The organism is Autumnicola aciditolerans (assembly GCF_041679265.1).
Lineage (GTDB): Bacteria > Bacteroidota > Bacteroidia > Flavobacteriales > Flavobacteriaceae > Autumnicola.
This window is the reverse complement of sequence record NZ_JBGFSM010000017.1, coordinates 56,942-76,584: the sequence shown is the minus strand read 5'-3', so window position 1 is coordinate 76,584 and position 19,643 is coordinate 56,942. Positions and strand designations below refer to the sequence as shown.

The following is a 19,643-nucleotide window of genomic DNA, read 5'->3' as shown; positions in this document are numbered from 1 at the left end:
GCTTTTTATTTGTGAAGTAAACTTTCGTTAAAAAGTTCCAGTATTCGGCTATATTCATCGGTCCAGCTGCTGGGTTCAACAAAACCGTGGTTTTCTACAGGATAAACGGCAAGTTCCCAATCATCTTTGCCCAATTCAATAAGGCGTTGTGCCAGCCTTACCACGTCCTGGAAATGCACATTGGTGTCAACCATTCCATGGGCAATAAGCAAATCTCCCTGCAGCCCTTCAGCAAAATAAATGGGAGAAGATCTTTTATAGGCGATGGGATCCTGGGAGGGATCGTTTAAAATGTTGGAAGTATAGCCATCGTTATAATGGGCCCAATCTGTCACCGAGCGTAATGCGGCACCGGCCTTAAAGGTTTCCGGTTCTGTAAACATGGCCATTAGCGTGATAAAGCCGCCATAACTTCCGCCATAAATGCCAACTTTTTGAGGGTCAATGTCATAATTTTCAATAAGATATTTTACGCCGTCTACCTGGTCGCTAAGGTCTTTGCCTCCCATGTGCCGGTAAATTCCTGTTCGCCAGTCGCGCCCGTAACCGGCACTTCCGCGATAGTCAATATCGATTACCGTGTAACCAAGATCGGTAAGCAGGTTGTTGAACATATATTCCCTAAAGTAGCTGGACCACCATTTATGGGCATTTTGAAGATATCCCGCGCCATGTACAAAAACCACCGCGGCATTATTTTTTGCATTTTCTTGCGGAAGATATAATCTTGCCGGCACCATTGCCCCGTCTTCAGCTTCAAATTTTATAAATTCAGGTTCCCGCCAGTTGTAAGAAGAAAAAGCTTCACTCTGGCCGGAATTCAGTTGTTGGGGAGCGGAATTGGAATTGATTTTTTTAAGATATAGTTCTTCGGGCTTGTTGCTGGTAGAGTACAAAATTGCCATGTATTTTTCATCAGGAGACAAATACACTTCATTTTTTCCTGGCATTTGCGTGAGTTGTTCCATTTTGCCACCCATTACCGGCATTTTATAAAAATGGCGCTCGCCCGCATCCACTTCAGAAGTGGTCAGGTACCATGATTTTTTATCATTGGAAAGAAAAGGGTCAAAAACCTCATATTCTCCTTTAGTGAGGTCGGTTTTCTTCCCATTTTCAACATTCAAAAGATAAAGATGGGAATATCCGGTTTCTTCGGACTGAAAATAAATATGCTTATTATCTGGCAGCCATCCCATGTTTGCGCCGCCCCAAAAGGTATATCCCACGCCGGGGCCGGCAATCCACGCTTCATCACGTTGGCGGTCCAGGACCTTTAAAGCTCCGGTTTCAAGGTCTAATTCGGCTATCCAGCGGTCTTTATTGTCGGCAGATCTTAAGTTTACGACCGCTTTTTCCCCGTTGGGAGAAAAATAAGTGCCGGAAGAGATTACCTGTCTATCCTTTTTCTCCCATTCCCTGTCTGGATAATCTTCTGTATAATCGGGCAAATCTGTAATTCCCGGTAATGTTGAGGTGTCCACTATAAAAACGCTATCTTTTTCAGCATTATAGATGGCCAGTTTTACCTTATCGCTTTCTTCGCCTACCTTACTGCGGGCACGAAGATTTTCGGTATACCCACTTTCATCAACATAATTTGGCACTTCAGTATTCTTATTTTCGGCACGATCTATTAGCTGAAAGGATGCAAATTTTCCATTAGACGAAACCTGTAGCCGGCGCAGCGAATTTTCTTCAAGGTAGAAGCTGAAAGGTTCATCTTCAGCAACAGATTTTTGATAATTTTCAGATTGTTCTTCCTTCTCTTTTCGCTCTTTTACCACCTGCAGCAAATCGAGATTTTCCTTTTTAAGCCAGGCATCCTGTTCTGAAAGTTCCGGCTCTTTTTCTTCCTTTTTCTTACCTTTTTTGAGGTGGGTGAACTGATGAATCTGTCCGTTTTCCAGATCCATGATAAAAGCATTGTCATTATATACAAAAGAAAGCCTGTCTTCATCCTGGAGAAACATGGGCTCCTCAATTTCAGCATCGAGATCCAGTAACTCCGTGCTTTCTTCACTTTTCATGTCATAAAGCATAAGATCCCCATCTTTCGTATAAATTTTCCTGGTCCTTTTTTTATTGAAGTCGCCTCTTTGCGACACCATATTTCTTTTTTCTTGAAGGCTAACCTCTTGGATTTCGTTTTTGTTGTCGAGGTTTATTTTATAAAGGGAATCTGAAGCATTTTTCTCCGGATTATAGTCAAAATAAAGATTTTCACTATTCGCGCCCCAGCGGATGTTAGACGGGAATGTTCCCATCCAGATGGGGTCCTGCATTATTTTTTCTACCGAAAGCTCACTTTGTTGGGCAAAGGCTGAGGAGCAGATATAAATAAAGAGCAAAAAGAAGAGTGGACTTTTTCTTGAATAAAACGGAATAAAAACCTTTTTCATGAATTTTTTGTTGAAGTATAAACGGCAATATACTTAAAATGCCATGATTTTTTGAATCTACATTTTCTACTTGCTAAGAAAATCCAGAATCTTTTGCTTATAGCTGAAGTTTGAGCATTAAATTTTGAAAATAGATATACTGAGACTGGAGTGAAATATAAAGCACCTCAGGGACAGAGCCTTGAAGTGCTTTTAATGAGTAGTCAAATTTTACCTCAGGTATCAAATGAAGAAATTCACCTTTTACCTATTTTAATTTAATTCTGCGCCAACCGGAATGGAGCAATCATGTCCCGGTTCCCCATGTGGAGGATTTATTTTTGGAGTAGCCGACTTTAACCTTACCGGCGATTGATTTGAGGAAGGAGAAACCGCAGCTGTTTTTCCCAAAGGGGCACCCACCGGCAGATCACAGCGGTGATTCGGTTTGCCATGCGGGGGATTGTAAGTAACCTCGGCACCTGTATTTTTTTCTTTATTAAGATAACTGGATTCTACGGTAGGGGCTTCGGGAGTTTCCGGCTTTTCAACTTCGGCTTCTTTGCAGGAAACAAAGCTGAAAACAGTTAAAAATATCATAGTGCCTTTTATAAGAAAGTTTTTCATACTGAACTTTTATTAATTTATGATTTCGTCTATTTCTTCTTCTGAAAGATTTAAAAGTCCGGAAGCAGGTAAACGGGTAAGCATGGTTCTCCAGTTTTCATCTTTAGCAAAGATTTCTTTGAAGATGGGTTCAGCTTCTTCCAGCCGGTCACTATTGGCAAGGGCTACTGCTTTCCAGAATTTCATTTCCAGGTTTTCGGGAAACATTTTTTCAGCTGTACCATACTCCTTCAGCGCTTTATCTATATTCCCTTCTTCCACGGCAAGATCTCCCCGGTTCATATATTCATAAGCACGGGCAGTTTTAAGAAGCCTGGCCAGTTCTTCCACAGGATTTTCATGATCGTCTACCCGTAGGTCTACTTTTTTATCTTCCCAAACATTGGCAGCTTTTTCCGGTCCTACCACAATTAATGCCGCCGACTGCCTGCCGCGGATGTCCCCACCGGCTTTTTGAGCTGCCCGTAATGCTTCCACCACTCTTTCAGCCAAAGGCAATTTTGCATTTAGATGAAAAGCTTCAGCCATGGCAGGAACTACTTTCGCATTCAGCATCATATTGGCCTGTACAGAAAAGTTTTTTCCGCTGATGTCACTCGCGGCTTCCACACAATTCTCACCGGTAAATGCTGCTGTATTGCCGTTCATATCTAAAAAGGCTACCTGCCGGAATGCTCTTCCGTCGTCATTATTCACAAGAGTTTCCAGGGCTTCATCGGCAGATTTTCCCTCTTCCATTAAGGCCAGGCCTTTTGGGCCATAAGCCGGATTAACAAAGGATTGTGTTGCCACCACCCCAACGCCAGATTTCCCCCAGGGAACTAAGGCGCCTACAGAAAACCAGTGGCTTTGCACCCCAACAGCCATCTCCCCGGTAACGGTGTCCCGTGCAACAATAGAAAAGGTATGGGCAAAGGCATCTTTTTTAATACCTGGATTTTGGGAGAAACAAATGGCACTCATACTTATCAATAAAATGGAAAGTAAAGGTTTATTCATAGTAAAGTTATTAAAGCTTTAAATATATACATTCCTTAAATAAGAATTAGAAGGAATGATGCAAACTTAACTGAATCTGGCCTTTATCTGCATTATTAGCAGATTCCTGCATATATCCCAATTCTACCTGTAGGTTATCCAGCAGGGAATACCCCAGGCCGCCGGCAAGCCAGTTCCTGTCGTAAGTATCCACGCTTAAACCGTTGCCAGTATTCTTTTCGCCGTTGAAGAAAATTTCATCTGAAAGTACCAGGTAAAGGGAATTCTTCTGTAAATTCTTCTGGTTCAAAGGAATTTTAAGGCCCAGGATATATCTCCACCGGGTTCTGAAATCCTGATCTTCAATCCAGCGCTGCTCATATCTCAGCCGGTGCTGAAAATACAACCGCTTCGCAATTTGATGCTTAAAGGAAACATCTTCCTGTATACGGTTTTCATGTACGGTAGCATTACTTTCGCCAAAGGCGCCAAAAGTAAAATAGCCGTAAGCGGCGCTTAGTTTTATTTTAGTGGTGGGGATGGCATAACTAAAACCACCCCTCAAAATCAACAACTGCAGGTCGCCTCCAAGGTTCCAGTTCCTGTATTGTACATCTCCCTGTATCCCGAAGTTGCTTTCTTTAATCCCGGTATTCCAGAAATACATGTACCATGCGCCGGTCTGATCTTCATTTACCTGAGCTGAAACAGTATTCAAAAAAAGTAAAAGTACAGGTAAAAGAATGAGATGTTTTCGCTTCATTTTAGTTTTTTGAGCGCTAAGATAAGAGGGATAGCGGAGAAAGGGTAATTATTCTGCTTTTTCCACTTTAAGGACATTTAAAAATGCCGGGCCGCCCTCTATGGGATAACCTTCTATTTTTGTGGCAGAAATTCTTATTTTTTCACCTTCATATTTTGTAAGGTCTATAGTATCACTTCTTAAGGCAAAAAAATCTTCTTCCGTTTCCAGGATATGGGTGCCATACTGGTAGGATGTGATTCCCCGGGCTTCCAGTGTTCCCGTTGTTTTAATTTTATTTTCCTTCGGCATATTTTTACAACCCGGAATGATAATAAAGAGCAGTGCAGCAAAAAGGATAAAAAGATATCTCATTGTTTTCTCATGTTTTACCCTAAAATTAAATAAGCTGAAATTGATTTTGGTAAGATTTACGCCATAATTTGATGTATTTCTGAAAACATTATTATTTTTGTGCCCGGTTTGGCCTCATAGTTCAATGGATAGAATAGAAGTTTCCTAAACTTTAGATCCAGGTTCGATTCCTGGTGAGGCTACTTGGAGCATTTTAAGCAAAACTAAAACCTTGTTAATCGTATGATTTTCAAGGTTTTAGTGTTTTTTGACTTTATTGGTGTCAGCTGAAGTAAGGGCTTTTACCTGATGTTGGTTTTTAGGCAATTAGGGTTTCCAACCACTGGCCATTATCATCGTAATATTCAGTTTTTGTAATATTTCCATCAGCGTCTTTGTATTCTACCCTGTAACTTCCGCTCATGTCTATATCCCTGATTAACCATACAGAAGAGCGGTTTTCGTTAACTGTAATTTCTTCCTGTAACCAATCCTGGTAATAAGTGTTTACGGTTTTAAAGTCTCCGTTTTCAAAAAATTCCAGGTATTCGCTCCTCCATTCCCCTTCGGTAATATAATATTCGGAAATTTTTTCATTTTCATCATATATATACTCGGTTAGCCTGCTTACAACTCCCTGATTAACAGCTTCCACCATTCTATTTTCCAGGCTATGGTTATCCCTGTAATAGTAGCTTGTAGTTTGAGACAGGTTGCCCGGCCCCTCTTGATAAATCTTATCCAGATCACCAAATTGTTTATAAGTAAAAGTATACCTGGTGGTTAGCCCGCCAGTTCCGGCATGAGAGATATACAGTGATTTGCTGGCATTATTCCCGTTTTCATCAAAAGTATAGATCTCTCTTCTTAGAAATTCCTTATTAGAACCATCAGGATTAATAGTATAAAATCCGGCTTCAGATATTTGCCCTTCATCCTCTATGCTGATAAATTCGATTTCCCGGGAAGTGTTTTCCAATATCTCCTGCATTCCTGCCAAACCTGTATCTTTCAGCAAAAATTTTCTTTGGGAGGTCGCTACTGCATTGGATAAAGAATAATTGAAATTGTTATAAAATGTATATTCTGCTTCTGTGGGTACACCCGGGTACTCCTCAGAATAGGTTGTGTAATTATATTGGGCAAGTTTCCGAGAGGGAATATTTTCAAAAAGGCTGGAGCTAATAATCTTACCATTTTCATCTGTACTATGTATCCAGCTAACACTGTTGGGAGGATAATTATGATGTACCCAGCTTTCCAGTACGGGGAGAAATTGGGTATAAACCATATCCTCAGATACATATTCTTCGCCCAGGGTATTGGCAAGATGGGCAACGGCTTCTTCAGGATAAACAGCTTCCAGGTCTATCCCGGCGTTTTGCTTAACCATGATGACTATTTCACCTATTATTTCTGTAACCGGTTGAGTAAAATCTATTTCTGAAATACGTAATGCCTCCAGCACCTGAGGTTCCAGTTTTATCCCGTTGGAGGGATCTCCGTCAAAATCCAGAGTTTGCAGGAATGCGGCAATATTTTTCACCTCTTCACTTTCAATGGAAGCATTCGGGGTAGAGGCAATATTCATGGGGGTCATTACCGGACCTGCCTGGGCAGACCCCAACTTAATATCGCCTGCATAGAAGCTGACGGTTTCCCCTTCAAGATAATCATATTCTCCGGATGCCGTGGTGTAACCGCTTTTGGTTTCTGTTTCATAATATAGCCCTTCCACATCGCTGTCACGAAAAATCCCGGTTTTATTTTGTATCTCCGTTCCCAGGCCATCATCATTAGAAATGCTTTCATTTTTTGAGCAGCTGATAACAGCAAGACTCAGTAGTACTAAAATTAAAGTTTTACATGAATTCATAGGTTAGTATTTAGTGCGTTATCTCTGATTTTAATTTTTTGAAGGAGGAGTGTTTTTAATTGAACCGCAATCCCACTGCCTTTTTTAGGAAGTTATAGGTTCTAAGAGGGCTTGTCTATACCCATTAATAGGTATTTTAAAGCGATTACCTCCCGCAATTGGATGTACCTGCCGTCCTAATGAGTAAGGGAAGTGCTTTAAATTAAAGGAAATACAAAATAACAGAAGCTTAACAGCATATAAAGCTCCAGGTTTTTAACTTGATGTAAATTTTAAAACCACTAAAAAATGAAAACGTTCAGAAAAAAACTATTCAGAAATTTATTGATGTTAAGCCTCATCCTGTCTACAGGGATAATTAACGCACAAACAGATGATGACTATGATGATGAATCTGAAGCAATTGTAGATGAAGATAAAAAAGCAGATTTGATAAACGATGCGAAAGATTCCAAAGCTGCCTTTATTGAAAACAGTGCTAACCTGGACGATCTGTTTGAGAAAGCCGCAGGTTATGTGATTTTTCCAAATGTAGGGGCAGGAGCCTATATTCTTGGTGGAGCCGCGGGAAATGGTGTGCTCTTTGAAAATGGCCAGGTACAGGGATTCGCAGAATTGCGCCAGGTAGATATAGGGTTGCAGTTTGGAGGCCAGGCGTACCGGCAGGCCATTCTTTTTCAAACACAGCAGGAACTGCAGGATTTCAAGGACGGGGAATATAGCCTTTCCGGAAGTGCATCAGCCGTGATCCTTAAAAAAGGAGAGGCAAGAAGCATAGATTTTAAAGAAGGCAGGGCAATAGTTACCATGCCTAAAGCAGGCGCAATGATAGAAATTTCTGTAGGAGGCCAGAAATTTGAATACCGTGCCGAAGATTAGGCTCAGGAAAAGCTAAACTTTCGTGAAATAACAAATGCTTAACAGCATGCGCGCTTAAGGATTTTTAACTTGTTAAAAACCAAAAAATCAGATTATTATGAAATTGTTGACTAGAGAACTTTCTATTTCAATGTTGTTCTTAATGGTGCTGGGAGTTACAAGTTGTAGTTCGCTTTCCACCAGTCCAGATAAACTTGTAAAAGATGCGCAAAATGCCAAGGAGGCTATGATAGAAGCCCAACCTGATATTCAGGAGTTATTCCAGACTTCCGCAGGATACGCCATCTTTCCAAATGTTGGAAAAGGGGCCTATGTTCTGGGAGGAGCTTCAGGTAACGGAATTCTATATGAAAACGGAAATATGCAGGGATATACTGAATTGAAACAACTGGATATTGGGTTCCAGATTGGAGGTAAGGCATACAGGGAAGTGATTTTCTTCCAGACAGATTCTGCCGTTGAAGATTTTAAGAGCGGAGATTATGAATTAACTGCAAATGCTTCTGCCGTAATTCTTGAAAAAGGACGTTCCAAGTCCATAGATTTTCAGGATGGCGTGGGAGTGGCAATAATGCCAAAAGCCGGAGCCATGGCTGGTGTTTCAGTTGGAGGCCAGAAGTTTGAATACCGCGATGCGCAGTAATAGCTCATCCATAAAAATTAAAGTTAAGGGCCGGTTTCTTTTTAGAAGCCGGCTTTTTTTGTGCCAGGATATCATGAAAATTTTCTGAACAATGAAAGAAAAGCAGTTCGATCTTATTGTAATAAGGTCAGGTTCCGGCGGGCTTGGGATCGCCCTTGGCATGCTGGAATTTGGAGCTAAGGTATTGCTGGTGGACAGGTCTGCTGAAAAAATTGGGGGCGAATGTCTCCATACCGGCTGTATTCCCAGTAAAAGCTTTTTATATGCGGCTAATAAAGTGCATGATACAATGGAGGCGCGCAACTTTGGAATGCAGGTAAAGGGACGCGTAGATTTGGAGAAAGTCATGGAATATGTAAAACAAAGGCAGGAAATTATTGAGCATCATGAAAATGTGGATGAGCTTCAGAAAAAAGGTTTGCACGTCCTGCTTGGGAATGCAAAGTTTACTGCTTCTAAAACTATCCGGGTGAACGGGGAAGAATATCACGCAAAAAACCTGGTCATTGCTACCGGTTCTGCTCCGCGTAAAATACCGGTGAAAGGCCTGCAGTTTGTAAATTGCTACACCAATGAGAATATTTTCGAAATTTCTTTACTGCCGGAAAATTTTCTGTTTTTAGGGGCCGGCCCGGTAAGCCTGGAACTGGGACAGGCATTTTCCAGGCTTGGCTGCAAGGTTACAATAGTAGACAGGGGAGAACGTATTCTGAAGAAGGAAGATCCGGTGATTAGCTATGCACTTCAGCAAAAACTGGAGCGGGAAAACATCAATTTTATGCTGAAGGCCGAAATTGCTGAAATCCTTTCCTCTTCTGAAGCAATCCTGAATACAGCTGAGGCTCAAATAAAAATTCCCGTAGATGCTGTTTTTATGGGCCTGGGAAGAGAACTTAATTTTGCTGATCTTGACCCTGAAGCAGCCGGGATAACAATGGAAGAAGGGAAAATAAAGCTGAACAGGAAGTTACAAACCAGCAATAAAAACGTTTTTGTAAGCGGTGATGCAGCCGGGAATATGAAATTTTCTCATGCGGCAGAAATGCATAACATGTTGCTGCTGAACAATTTTCTTTCCCCTTTAAAGAAGAAGCTGGATTTTAGTCATTTTTCCTGGGTGACTTTTACAGATCCTGAAATAGCCACTTTTGGCTGGACGGAACAACAACTGGAAGCAAAAAACACCAAATACGAACGGCTTGAAAATGATTTTTCAGAAAGTGACCGCGCGGTGACCGCTAATTTTCAGGATGGCAGGATTATATTTGTTTCTGGAAAAGAAGAGATACAACTCCTCTTCAGCAAAAATCCTGGGAGGCAGTATAATGGCCCCTGGCGCGGGAGAAATTTTCCAGGAACTGGTTTTGGCAAATTCCGCCGGAATTCCCCTAAAGGGAATTATAAAAAAAATTTATCCTTATCCCACGGCGGCAAATATGCACAAGATATTACTTCGCAACAGGATCCTCAAAGATATTAAGCCATGGATGAAGAAACTTGCCCGCAAATTTTATAGATTATGATTAGGCACTGAAGAATTTGATATTTTAGAAAAAGATGATCTCCATAATTATTCCTGTACTTAATGAAGCCGCTCATCTTAAAAAGGTGCTGGAACACTGTTTCGCCCTGCAGGGAGATTTTGAAATAATTGTGGTAGATGGCGGGAGCAAAGACAAAACCATGCAAATTGCGGCTGCATTTGGCCAGGTGAAAAGGGCTACTTCAGCAAAAGGAAGGAGCCACCAGATGAATGCCGGCGCGGCTATGGCAAAAGGCGAAATCCTGCTGTTTTTGCATGCCGATACTTTTTTGCCGGAGAATTCCCTGCTTAAAATTGCTTTGGTGATGCAAAATAAATCCCTGGCCGGCGGTAGTTTTTTCCTGAAGTTTGACCATCCCCACTGGATTTTGTCTTTTTATACGGGATTAAGCAAAATCAACAGTTCCTTTTTTACTTACGGAGATCACGCCATATTTGTGCGCGCTTCAGTTTTCAGGAAGATAAAAGGTTATAAACCCTTATCTTTTATGGAAGATATAGAAATTCAGTTTCGGCTAAAGAAGGAGGGAAAATTTATAAAGTTACCCATTGGGGTGATTACTTCGGCAAGAAGGTTTGTAGAAGCGGGCCCGGTAAAGCAGTTTTTTATAGATGTAATTCTTGTAGGGCTTTACCATATTGGTTTTTCTGCCGGCAGCCTTAAAAAATTTTATAAAGACTGGAATTCTTCCGCAAAATTAAAACAACAAAATCATGAATAAAAAACCACAAGTGCTTGTATTTGATGTAAATGAAACCCTTCTGGACATGAGTCCGCTAAAGGCATCGGTAAATGCTGCTTTAGAAAATAAAAACGCCTTTGATATCTGGTTTCCTATGCTGCTTCAGTATTCGCTGGTGGAAACCCTTACCGGGGAATATCACGATTTTTCTGAAATAGCCGCGGCCACTTTTAAAATGCTGGCAGAAAAATGGCAGTTTTCATTTTCCGAAGAAAAAATTAAGGAGATCCTGAAGCCGGTTACGCAATTGCCTCCTTATCCAGAGGTGGAAGAAGGGCTACAAACCCTTACGAAGGAAGGGATAAGGCTGGTTGCACTTACCAATGGGAAACCTTTGGTGGCAGAGGAACAGCTGAAATTTGCAAAAATCGATCATTTATTTGAAATGATCCTGAGCGTGGAAGTGGTTCAAAAATATAAGCCTCATGAAGCTACCTATCATTACGTGCTTGAACAAATAAATTCTTCCGCAGAAAATGCGATGATGGTGGCAGCTCATGGCTGGGATATTGCCGGAGCTATAAATGCCGGGCTTAAAACAGCATTTATTAAGAGGCCGGGAAAAAGCCTTTATCCCTTAGCTGAAGAACCTACATTGCAGGTGGCTTCTATAACAGCATTGGCAAAAGAACTTTTATAATTCCAGGTCTTTTGGAGACTGCAGCATGGTAGGGATCAATTCACTTACCGTGGGGTGTATATGCACCGCATCCCTTATGGTGGTATATGGAGCGCCGGCATACATGGCATCTATAATGCTGTGAATGTATTCATCTGCTCCGGTTCCAAGGAAGCTGGCGCCAAGGATATTGCCGGTGCTGGCTTCAATATAAATTTTCATCATTCCCTGGGTTTCTCCCATTTCTTTGGCGCGGGAAACTTTACTCATGGGAATACTTGCGATTTTAGCTTTAATGCCTTTTTCTTTTATTATTTGCTCATTCATTCCCACACGTGCCAGCGGAGGATCTGTAAATGCGGCATAGCAGGTATAGCGATGGGACAATTTCAATTTTGAATCTCCAAACAGGTGGTCGTTCACAATCTGGAAATCATCGAAAGAGGTATGGGTAAAAGCACCTTCCCCGTTGCAGTCCCCCAAAGCCCAGATATGCGGTACGTTAGTTTGCAACTGTTCATTGACTTTTACATACCCCTTTTCATTCAATTTAACGCCGGCCATTTCCAGCCCCAGGTTATCTGTATTAGGAATTCTTCCTGTGGCTACCAGCACATGAGTTCCGGTTATTTTTTCTTCGGAACCTTCAATTTTTAGAGTTAATTCAGCCGTTTTTGCTGTTGCCTCTGCTTTACTAACTGCCGCGTTAAAATAGATGTTGATGCCTTCTTTTTCCAGAATTTCTCTAATGGCTTCTGAAATATCCTGGTCTTCCTGCTTCATGAGGCGGCTGCCATGGTCTATAATGCTCACTTTGCTGCCAAAGCGCCGGAACATCTGGGCAAATTCAAGCCCAATATAGCCACCTCCCACAATAAGAAGATGCTCGGGAATTTCTTCCAGTTCCAGCATGCCTTCATTAGTATAATATGGTATTTTTTCAAATACTGAAGGGATACGTGGTCGCGCGCCGGTATTTAAAAAGATCTTTTCTGCGGAAAGGGTCTCGCTACCAACCTCTATGTGATGTGGGTCTTTAAATTTTGCTTTTCCGCGGTAAACGGTAATATGCTCATTATCTTCAAGCATTTTTTCAATCCCGTTCCTGGATTCTTCAATAATTGCTTCTTTGCGCTTTTTGATTTGCTTCAGGTTAATCTTAATGTCCCCGGAAATTTCCACCCCATGATCGCTGCTGTTTTTGCTCACAAAGGCCCTGCGGGCACTGGCAATATAAGATTTTGTTGGGGTGCATCCTGTATTTACGCAGGTACCGCCGAATTTTGCTTTTTCAATAATAGCAACTTTTTGCCCGTTTTTGGCTAGACTGGCTGCAAGCGGGGTTCCGGCCTGGCCTGACCCTATAATAATCGCGTCAAATTTCATAATCTTTATTTTTCTTAAACAGCCTTAGAACTGAAACCCGAGGTTAAAAATAATCCTGCTGGTATTTTCATCACTCACGTAGTAACCTAAGCCTCCGGTAATGGCATAAAAGGCATTTACAAACAGAGAGCCTCCATAACTGTTGTGCCAGCGGTCTGAATTTGAATTATCGCTCCAAACCCTGCCGTAGTCAAAGCCAAGGCTAATCCCCAGGTTCACCGGGATGTAATTCGTGGTAATGCGGGCGATCCCGGTACGCAAATCGGTGGTCTGATAAAAGGAATATTTGCCGTTAAACCGTTGATTCCTGTATCCTCTTAAAGTTCTTTTGCCGCCAATTGTGGCGGCATCATAAAATTCATAATTATCGCCAAAGATCATTTCTCCTCCAATCTTGGTTGCCAGTACTACAATCCCGCTTTCGTGTAAAGGATAATCTATAGAAAGGGAAGGTTGCAGGTAGCCAAAGGCATTATCGTGTTCGTCAATATTGCGCTTATAGCCGGTGGCGATATTTGCTTCCATTCCGCGGCGGGGATAGGCCAGCTCACTGGGTTTATTTTTGTAATTAAAGCCTAATTCCCCACTGGCATAATACTGGTTGTCAAATAGGTCATCTTCCTGGTCAAAAAACTGGTTTACAAATTCGTTATTATCAGCTTTTACTTCCATAGATTCCAGTTTAGGCTGAACATAGAAACTTGCTCCTTTTTCATTGCGCCATATAAGCGAAGGGGCAAAACTCCACTGCTGTATCCTTACCCGGTTGTAATCCCTGTCCACAGCATCGTCATCATAATAAGATTCATTCCCAAACCCAAAAAAGTTCAGGGTGTAATTAGGGCTGGTATAACGGGCATCTATGCCCAGGTTCCAGTTATAAAAGATATGGGCAAATTCCCCGGAATAAGCAACATCAAAACCATTGGTGGCAAAATAGTAAAACGCGCTTATTTTATGCCGCTCGGTAAAAGGATTGCGTAGCAGCCCGTATTTAGTATAGGTATTGGCCACGCCCAGCTTGAGACCTGCATTAGTATCAAAATCCACCGTAGGGAAAAGAATATTTTTGCTGAACTTTCTCTTTGCGGGATCATAAACGTTAATGTTATAACTATCCACCAGAAGTTTATGGGCAGAAGGAGTTAAAATGGTGTTCTCCCGGCTCTTATAATCGTACAATTTCGCCTTTCTGGTATTCTGAAAATTATAGGTGTCATTTTCCTCGCCACCCATTATTTTGAGCTTTATAAGATGATCTCCTTTTCCTTCTATTTTAAAGATATCATTGCCGTCCATACCATAAATCCACATTTCCTCTGTCTCTTCAGCGTTATAGGAATGTTTAAAAACAACTTCTCCCTCGCTTTTAATTTGTAGGTCTGTTATACCATCTTTCTTGCGGGTAATCAGGAATTCATCGTCTTCTTCCGTTCCCGTAACCACCTTGAATTCCTGCAAATAATTATAGTAATCCCGGGTAATCTGGAGAAGATTTTCCCGGCGTTGCTTCAATTTTTCCTTGATGTCGGCAATGGTTTCATCCTGAACATCTTCTGGAAGGCTGGCAAAGGCAGCCTCTATTTTTTCATCGGTTAAAGTCTGCTGGATATATTCTACCTGCTCTTTCCAATCCTGCCAGTCTGCATTTTGTATCAAGGCTTTATCAATATGATAGGCCGCTTCATTAAACCATTTGGTATTTTTAATTACATCTCCTGTAAAAGTTTGCATGGAACGCATTTCTGGAATTCCCATTTGGATTATACGGGTAATGGGTCCATCGTACCGTGGGAAAGCCTGGTCCCTGTCCCGTGCAATGGGTTTGTACATCAGTTTCCCGTCTTCCTGTTCGAACTGCGCCCATCGCCACTGGTCTTCGTGGCGGTCCCAATCTCCTATTAACATGTCGAAAATCCGTGCCTTTATATACGAATCTTCATCTACATAAGAGTCTTTGGTGTCCTGTAACTCCAGTAAAAGGTCTGAGGTGCTAATAATATCATCAGGCGAGCCAAAGGTCTCAAAATCCTTATTTTCATCTCCCACGTGTTCTTCCAACATGTAGAGCTTATCCCCATAACCTTCATTATAAATACCAAGTGCTTCCTGTTTTGGTACGTAATAGATTTTTGGATTGGAATGATAGAGGTTAATATCTTCTGAAAGTTCCTGCACCGCAAAAGGAGCGTAAGGATGGGCTGTAGTGTAAAAATCCTGAATAATGCCTTCTGCCACTGTACTGTCTGCAATTTCTTCCACATAATGCTCTTTAACCATATGCTGAAGGAACTGCAGGGCGCTTTTACGCATTTCCCTTAAAGTATATTCATGCTCATCTTCATCAATTAAGCGCAGAGACCTGGATTGATGGCCGCCACCCACCGCAATTGGCCTGGGGTTACCTGGCAGGTCATCTAAAAATAGTACCGGGGCATTAAGCGGCGCACTATAAACATCACGGTAATGATCGCCCCATAACCATTTGTAGAAGCCAGTACGTTCGGTTTCTTCCGATTTGTAAACCGAAGATTTGAAATTTTTATTGTAGTTTTCCCTTGGTTCGTACTTCATATCCTCCAGACGAGGGCGTTCTCTTTTGATGGTTCTTGTAGCCAGTAAATCAGCTCCTTCCGGCTTAGATGCATAAAACTGAACCACAGAACTCCTGTCTTTAAAGACCGTAATTTTGGCAAATCCGTTCTCATCAGAAGCAAAGCTTTCCTCGTCATGGATTTTAGCAGGTTCTGTTTTGGCAGCAGCGCCGCTTATAATTTGCGGAATACCACCGTCCTGTAAAAACTGGAGATTTCTGTCACTTCCTGCAACAAAAATAACATCATTGTACAGGCTTGCGGTGGTTTTGGCTCTTCCTCTAAGTTCCTGCATGGCCAGGCTGTAAAATGAATCGTTGCTAAATCCACCGGTGCGGTCTATAAACCCGTGTCTGGTATTGGTTATTACCGGATGGTGCATGGCTATAATAATGGTTTTGTTCTGCTCATCCTTAAGATTGTCCCGAAATTCGAGGAAAAACTCTTCCCTTGTTTTTATTTCGCATTTGTGGTTAATGTAAGGGTGCTTGTCCCAATCTTCCAGGAACCACTGGGAATCTACCATCATTAATTCCACTTCATCTGTAAGTGTTTCAGATTCTATGGGGCAACCGTCATTAGGCCAGAATTCTGCCTTGCTGTTATCCTGGAGAAAAGATTCCATATCATCCAGGTTTTCCTGACCGCCACCTTCCCGCCATTCATTAGTGCCGGGATTAAAAATTACATTGCCGTTAAAATTTGCAAGTGGCTGTAAAAGTTCCTCTTTAAGGGTTCTCTTAACAGCTTCTCTCTTTTCTTCATCCTTTGGAAAACCTTTTTTGGTAATATTGCCCAAAATTACCAGGCTTGCCTTTTTATCCTGTTGTGAAGCTTTTACAATCTGATCAAAAATCAAATCCGATTTTGAATTTTTCAATCCTGTATTAGCAGTGAAATATAGTACATGAGATATTTCCTTATCAGCAGGAACAGGTGCATCCTGGGCTTGTCCAGAACTCAACATTAGTAATAAAGCAAAAGGAAATAGATAAAGTTGTAGTTGGTTTACAGCGTTTGGCATATAAAATCCTGTTATTGAAATGGGTGTATTTTAGAATTGGGTAAATTTTAATTGGACGAAGTTTGAAAAAAATTCCAGAAAAGCGATAAATTTTAACGGTCTATAACATTTTCAACCCTTTCAATTATTAAAAATTTCCTAAAACTGAAGCGGATTTTTTTACACCCATGGAAGAATTCTTTTTATTTTGCATTGTTTCCTTATTATCAAAACTTTTCTTAATAACTAAATTCAATTGTTTTTGCGGTACTTCGTTTTTATTTGTCTTCTGGTTTCTCAATTTATTCTGGGACAGGAACTGCCACCGGTAATAAATTATGATCCTAATATTTACGAAGCCGGAAATCAAAACTGGATGATCTCCCAGGGAGATAACAGGAATATGTATATCGCCAATGGGATGGGGCTTTTGGAATTTACAGGTGAAGACTGGAACCTCTACCCTGTTCCCAATAAAACTATAGTCCGCTCGGTTAAGGTGGTAGGGGAGCGTATTTACACCGGGGCTTATATGGAAGTAGGTTACTGGAAAAGGGATAGCCTGGGAACTCTCCAATATAGAAGCCTTAATCCTGTTTTTCCAAGGCCCCTGGTAGATGGGGAGCAGTTTTGGGATATAGAGGAAAGCAACGGGTATATTCTGTTTAGAAGTTTTTCAGGTATTTATTTATATGACCCTGGCTCAGAGAAAATCGTCCTTCTTCCAAATCCCGCTTCAAAACCAGTCACTAATTTGTTTAAAGAAGACGGTAAAATTTACTTTCAACTGGCCGATGAAGGTTTGTTTACCATCACTAATGCCAAACCTGTTTTAGCAATACCGCAGCAGGATATTAGATCCATGGAGATCATGGAGGTCTTCCGCCAGGAACAAGGACTTTTACTTATAAATTCACAGGGAGGTTTTAGCTTATGGGACAAGGGGGGTTTAAGGCCCGTTTTTCCCGAATTAAGTAGCGTAATAAAAGAAGCCGGAATACTTTCTGCCGTTCAGCTCTCCAATGGGGATCTGGTTTTAGGAACGGTTGGAGAAGGGATCTACCATACTTCCGCTTCCGGAGAGGTGCTCCATCATTTCGAGCAGGGAAATGTGCTGTTAAATAATACCAGTTTAAGCCTTTTTGTAGATAAAGAACAAAATCTATGGGCAGGACTTGATAATGGTTTAAGTGTGATCAACCTGGATTCTTCTTTTGCCATCTTTGAGGATAATAAGGGAGATATTGGATCTGTTTATTGCTCTTTCCAAAATTCAGAATACCTCTATTTAGGCACTAACCAGGGATTGTATTACAGAACGAACAATGAAGAAAATTTTAAACTTATAGAAGGTACCAACGGCCAGGTATGGAGTTTACAGGAAATAAGCGGTAATTTATTTTGCGGTCATAACACCGGTACTTTTTTGGTTAAAGATACTTCAGCTGAAAAAATTTCGGACAGGCTTGGGACCTGGCTGGTGAAAGCACTTCCTACCAAACCAGGGTTTTATATCCAGGGGCATTATAATGGGATAAGTTTTTTAAAAGAGCAGGCCGATGGTAGTTTTAGGGACCTCGCAATGCTGGCAGATTTCCCACATTCTTCCAAATTTATTGTTCCTGAAGATAATGGGGAGATATGGATTAGCAATGAACATAAAGGGGTTTTTAAAATGCGGATTAATGATTCCCTAACTGCTATTGCCAGCATGAAAAACTACAGGATAAGTGAGGAGCCGGCGATCACTTCCTGCATTTTTAAATTTGATGACAGCCTCTATTTTTCTTCCAAAGACAGAATTTTAAAGTACAATGTTCTGGAAGATGCCTTCATTGAAAACACCAGACTGGGAAGGCTGCTAAACGATACCAATCGCCTTACCGGAAGAATTGTGGAAGACGGAACAGGTAAAATATGGGGTTTTGGTGAAAATGTGCTTTTTAATGTTGAGGTTGCAGACCTCAGCGATAATTATAGGTTTAATCCTATATATATTTCAAGGGAATTCCGGAATATCACCCTGGGATATGAAAATATTAGCAGATTAAATCATGGGGATTATCTTATGGGCATATCTAATGGGTATCTAAAATTCAATCATGTTAGCGAGCCTAACGTTATTTATGATGTGCGTATTGATAAGATTGCCAGCTCCAGGCTCGATGAAAGATGGGAAGAACTTAACCCAAACTGTGAGACAGAATTGCATTATAGAAACAATAATGTGTTGTTTAGGTTCAGTACACCTGTATATAAAAAGTTTCTGGCCCCGGTTTACAGTTACAGGCTTCTTGGTTTAAGCCCAAAGTGGAGTCATTGGGAGGACGTTGCAAACGCCAGTTTTAAAAACCTGCCATACGGGGATTATACTTTTGAGGTAAAAGCAAAGGTAGGAGCAGGTGAAACCGAAAAATCATCTTACCATTTTACAGTTCAAAGACCCTGGTATCTGAGTTATTTGGCATTATTGGGCTATTTTATGGTGTTTCTTCTGGTTTTATATGGAATTCATCTTCTTTCGCAAAGGCAGCACCGTAAACAGGTGGAAGAAAACGAAAAAGCCCTCAGGATGCGCAATCTTGAAGCCGAGCAAAAGATCATAAAATTAGAAAATGAAAGATTGGAGCAGGATATGGAGAATAAGAACAGGGAACTGGCTGCCTCTACCATGAGCCTGATTAAGAAAAATGAATTTCTTTCAGATATTAAACACAGGTTGCAGGAGGCGGAGTCCAGCAAGGTGAAATCTGTGATCAAGACGATAGATAAAGATATAAGTGAAGAAGATAACTGGAATTTCTTTCAAAAAGCATTTAGCAATGCCGATAAAGATTTCTTCCACAAGATGAAGCAGAAACATCCTGAACTTACTTCTAATGATCTAAAATTGTGTGCTTATCTACGCCTTAATTTATCCTCAAAAGAGATGGCTCCCTTACTAAACATATCTGTAAAGAGCGTGGAAATTAAACGATATCGTTTGCGTAAAAAGATGAAATTAGGAAGAAATGACAATCTTACGGATTACATTTTGGCTGTCTGAAACTTAACAGCTCGGTAAAAAAACTCTACATTACCTCTACACGTTCATTGCGTACAAATTTTTTCATGAAAGACAAAAATTTACAAAATCCATGCTAGGGCTTGTTATATTTTAATTTTTAGCAAAATTTGATCCGATATTTTGCCATTTTAAAAAATGTAGACTTTTTGTAAAGGTTCTAATGCAGAAATCTTAACGTCCTCTTAATATATTGCAATATAATTTTTAA

Annotated in this window: 14 protein-coding genes, 1 tRNA gene and 1 pseudogene; 8 read left to right on the top strand and 8 right to left on the bottom strand. The window is 40.9% G+C overall.

Annotation, left to right across the window (positions count from 1 at the left end):
- Nucleotides 1–5: 5 nt before the first annotated feature.
- The 5 genes from AB8M93_RS16275 to AB8M93_RS16255 form a co-directional block, all read right to left on the bottom strand.
- Nucleotides 6–2,402 (bottom strand): S9 family peptidase, encoded by a 2,397-nt coding sequence (locus AB8M93_RS16275; RefSeq protein WP_373059620.1) that lies wholly within the window; start codon nucleotides 2,400–2,402, stop codon nucleotides 6–8.
- Between the two features lie 252 nt (nucleotides 2,403–2,654).
- The gene (locus AB8M93_RS16270; protein WP_373059618.1) at nucleotides 2,655–3,008 is read right to left on the bottom strand and encodes a hypothetical protein; all 354 of its coding nucleotides are present in this window, start codon (nucleotides 3,006–3,008) and stop codon (nucleotides 2,655–2,657) included.
- Nucleotides 3,009–3,020: 12 nt separating this feature from the next.
- Nucleotides 3,021–4,007, bottom strand: coding sequence for a DUF1028 domain-containing protein (locus AB8M93_RS16265; protein ID WP_373059616.1), 987 nt, complete (start codon nucleotides 4,005–4,007; stop codon nucleotides 3,021–3,023).
- A 46-nt stretch (nucleotides 4,008–4,053) separates the two neighbouring features.
- Complete coding sequence (locus AB8M93_RS16260; protein ID WP_373059614.1) at nucleotides 4,054–4,749, bottom strand: DUF2490 domain-containing protein; 696 nt, start codon at nucleotides 4,747–4,749, stop codon at nucleotides 4,054–4,056.
- A gap of 48 nt (nucleotides 4,750–4,797) precedes the next feature.
- Complete coding sequence (locus tag AB8M93_RS16255; protein WP_373059612.1) at nucleotides 4,798–5,103, bottom strand: hypothetical protein; 306 nt, start codon at nucleotides 5,101–5,103, stop codon at nucleotides 4,798–4,800.
- Between the two features lie 110 nt (nucleotides 5,104–5,213).
- Here AB8M93_RS16255 and AB8M93_RS16250 point away from each other — a divergent pair.
- A tRNA-Arg gene (locus AB8M93_RS16250) sits at nucleotides 5,214–5,285 on the top strand.
- Between the two features lie 116 nt (nucleotides 5,286–5,401).
- On the opposite strand, the gene AB8M93_RS16245 is transcribed toward AB8M93_RS16250, so the two are convergent.
- Nucleotides 5,402–6,958 carry a hypothetical protein gene (locus AB8M93_RS16245; RefSeq protein WP_373059610.1) on the bottom strand — a complete coding sequence of 519 codons (1,557 nt, stop codon included), beginning with the start codon at nucleotides 6,956–6,958 and terminating at the stop codon, nucleotides 5,402–5,404.
- 288 nt (nucleotides 6,959–7,246) lie between these two features.
- On the opposite strand from AB8M93_RS16245, the gene AB8M93_RS16240 reads away from it, so the two are divergent.
- The 6 genes and pseudogenes from AB8M93_RS16240 to AB8M93_RS16215 all read left to right on the top strand — a co-directional run bounded on the left by AB8M93_RS16240 (nucleotide 7,247) and on the right by AB8M93_RS16215 (nucleotide 11,406).
- The gene (locus AB8M93_RS16240; protein WP_373059608.1) at nucleotides 7,247–7,837 is read left to right on the top strand and encodes a lipid-binding SYLF domain-containing protein; all 591 of its coding nucleotides are present in this window, start codon (nucleotides 7,247–7,249) and stop codon (nucleotides 7,835–7,837) included.
- A gap of 97 nt (nucleotides 7,838–7,934) precedes the next feature.
- The gene (locus AB8M93_RS16235) at nucleotides 7,935–8,480 is read left to right on the top strand and encodes a lipid-binding SYLF domain-containing protein (RefSeq protein ID WP_373059606.1); all 546 of its coding nucleotides are present in this window, start codon (nucleotides 7,935–7,937) and stop codon (nucleotides 8,478–8,480) included.
- Between the two features lie 91 nt (nucleotides 8,481–8,571).
- A pseudogene (locus AB8M93_RS16230) lies at nucleotides 8,572–9,741 on the top strand (dihydrolipoyl dehydrogenase family protein); the annotation flags it as partial.
- Entirely contained in the window at nucleotides 9,731–10,003 is a 273-nt protein-coding gene (locus AB8M93_RS16225; RefSeq protein ID WP_373059604.1) for a hypothetical protein, read from the top strand. The pseudogene AB8M93_RS16230 and the gene AB8M93_RS16225, both read left to right, overlap by 11 nt.
- Before the next feature lie 34 nt (nucleotides 10,004–10,037).
- Nucleotides 10,038–10,745: a TIGR04283 family arsenosugar biosynthesis glycosyltransferase gene (locus AB8M93_RS16220; RefSeq protein WP_373059602.1), complete on the top strand. Its 708-nt coding sequence runs from the start codon at nucleotides 10,038–10,040 to the stop codon at nucleotides 10,743–10,745.
- Nucleotides 10,738–11,406 carry a haloacid dehalogenase type II gene (locus AB8M93_RS16215; protein WP_373059600.1) on the top strand — a complete coding sequence of 223 codons (669 nt, stop codon included), beginning with the start codon at nucleotides 10,738–10,740 and terminating at the stop codon, nucleotides 11,404–11,406. Before AB8M93_RS16220 ends, AB8M93_RS16215 begins: the two co-directional genes overlap by 8 nt.
- On the opposite strand, the gene AB8M93_RS16210 is transcribed toward AB8M93_RS16215, so the two are convergent.
- Both AB8M93_RS16210 and AB8M93_RS16205 read right to left on the bottom strand, forming a co-directional pair.
- Nucleotides 11,401–12,771 carry an FAD-containing oxidoreductase gene (locus AB8M93_RS16210; RefSeq protein WP_373059598.1) on the bottom strand — a complete coding sequence of 457 codons (1,371 nt, stop codon included), beginning with the start codon at nucleotides 12,769–12,771 and terminating at the stop codon, nucleotides 11,401–11,403. The two genes, AB8M93_RS16215 and AB8M93_RS16210, sit on opposite strands and share 6 nt — an antisense overlap.
- Before the next feature lie 24 nt (nucleotides 12,772–12,795).
- Nucleotides 12,796–16,389, bottom strand: a complete 3,594-nt coding sequence (locus tag AB8M93_RS16205) for a bifunctional metallophosphoesterase/BamA family protein (protein WP_373059596.1) — start codon at nucleotides 16,387–16,389, stop codon at nucleotides 12,796–12,798.
- Between the two features lie 241 nt (nucleotides 16,390–16,630).
- Here AB8M93_RS16205 and AB8M93_RS16200 point away from each other — a divergent pair, with 241 nt between their 5' ends.
- Nucleotides 16,631–19,414 carry a triple tyrosine motif-containing protein gene (locus AB8M93_RS16200; protein ID WP_373059594.1) on the top strand — a complete coding sequence of 928 codons (2,784 nt, stop codon included), beginning with the start codon at nucleotides 16,631–16,633 and terminating at the stop codon, nucleotides 19,412–19,414.
- Nucleotides 19,415–19,643 lie beyond the last annotated feature (229 nt).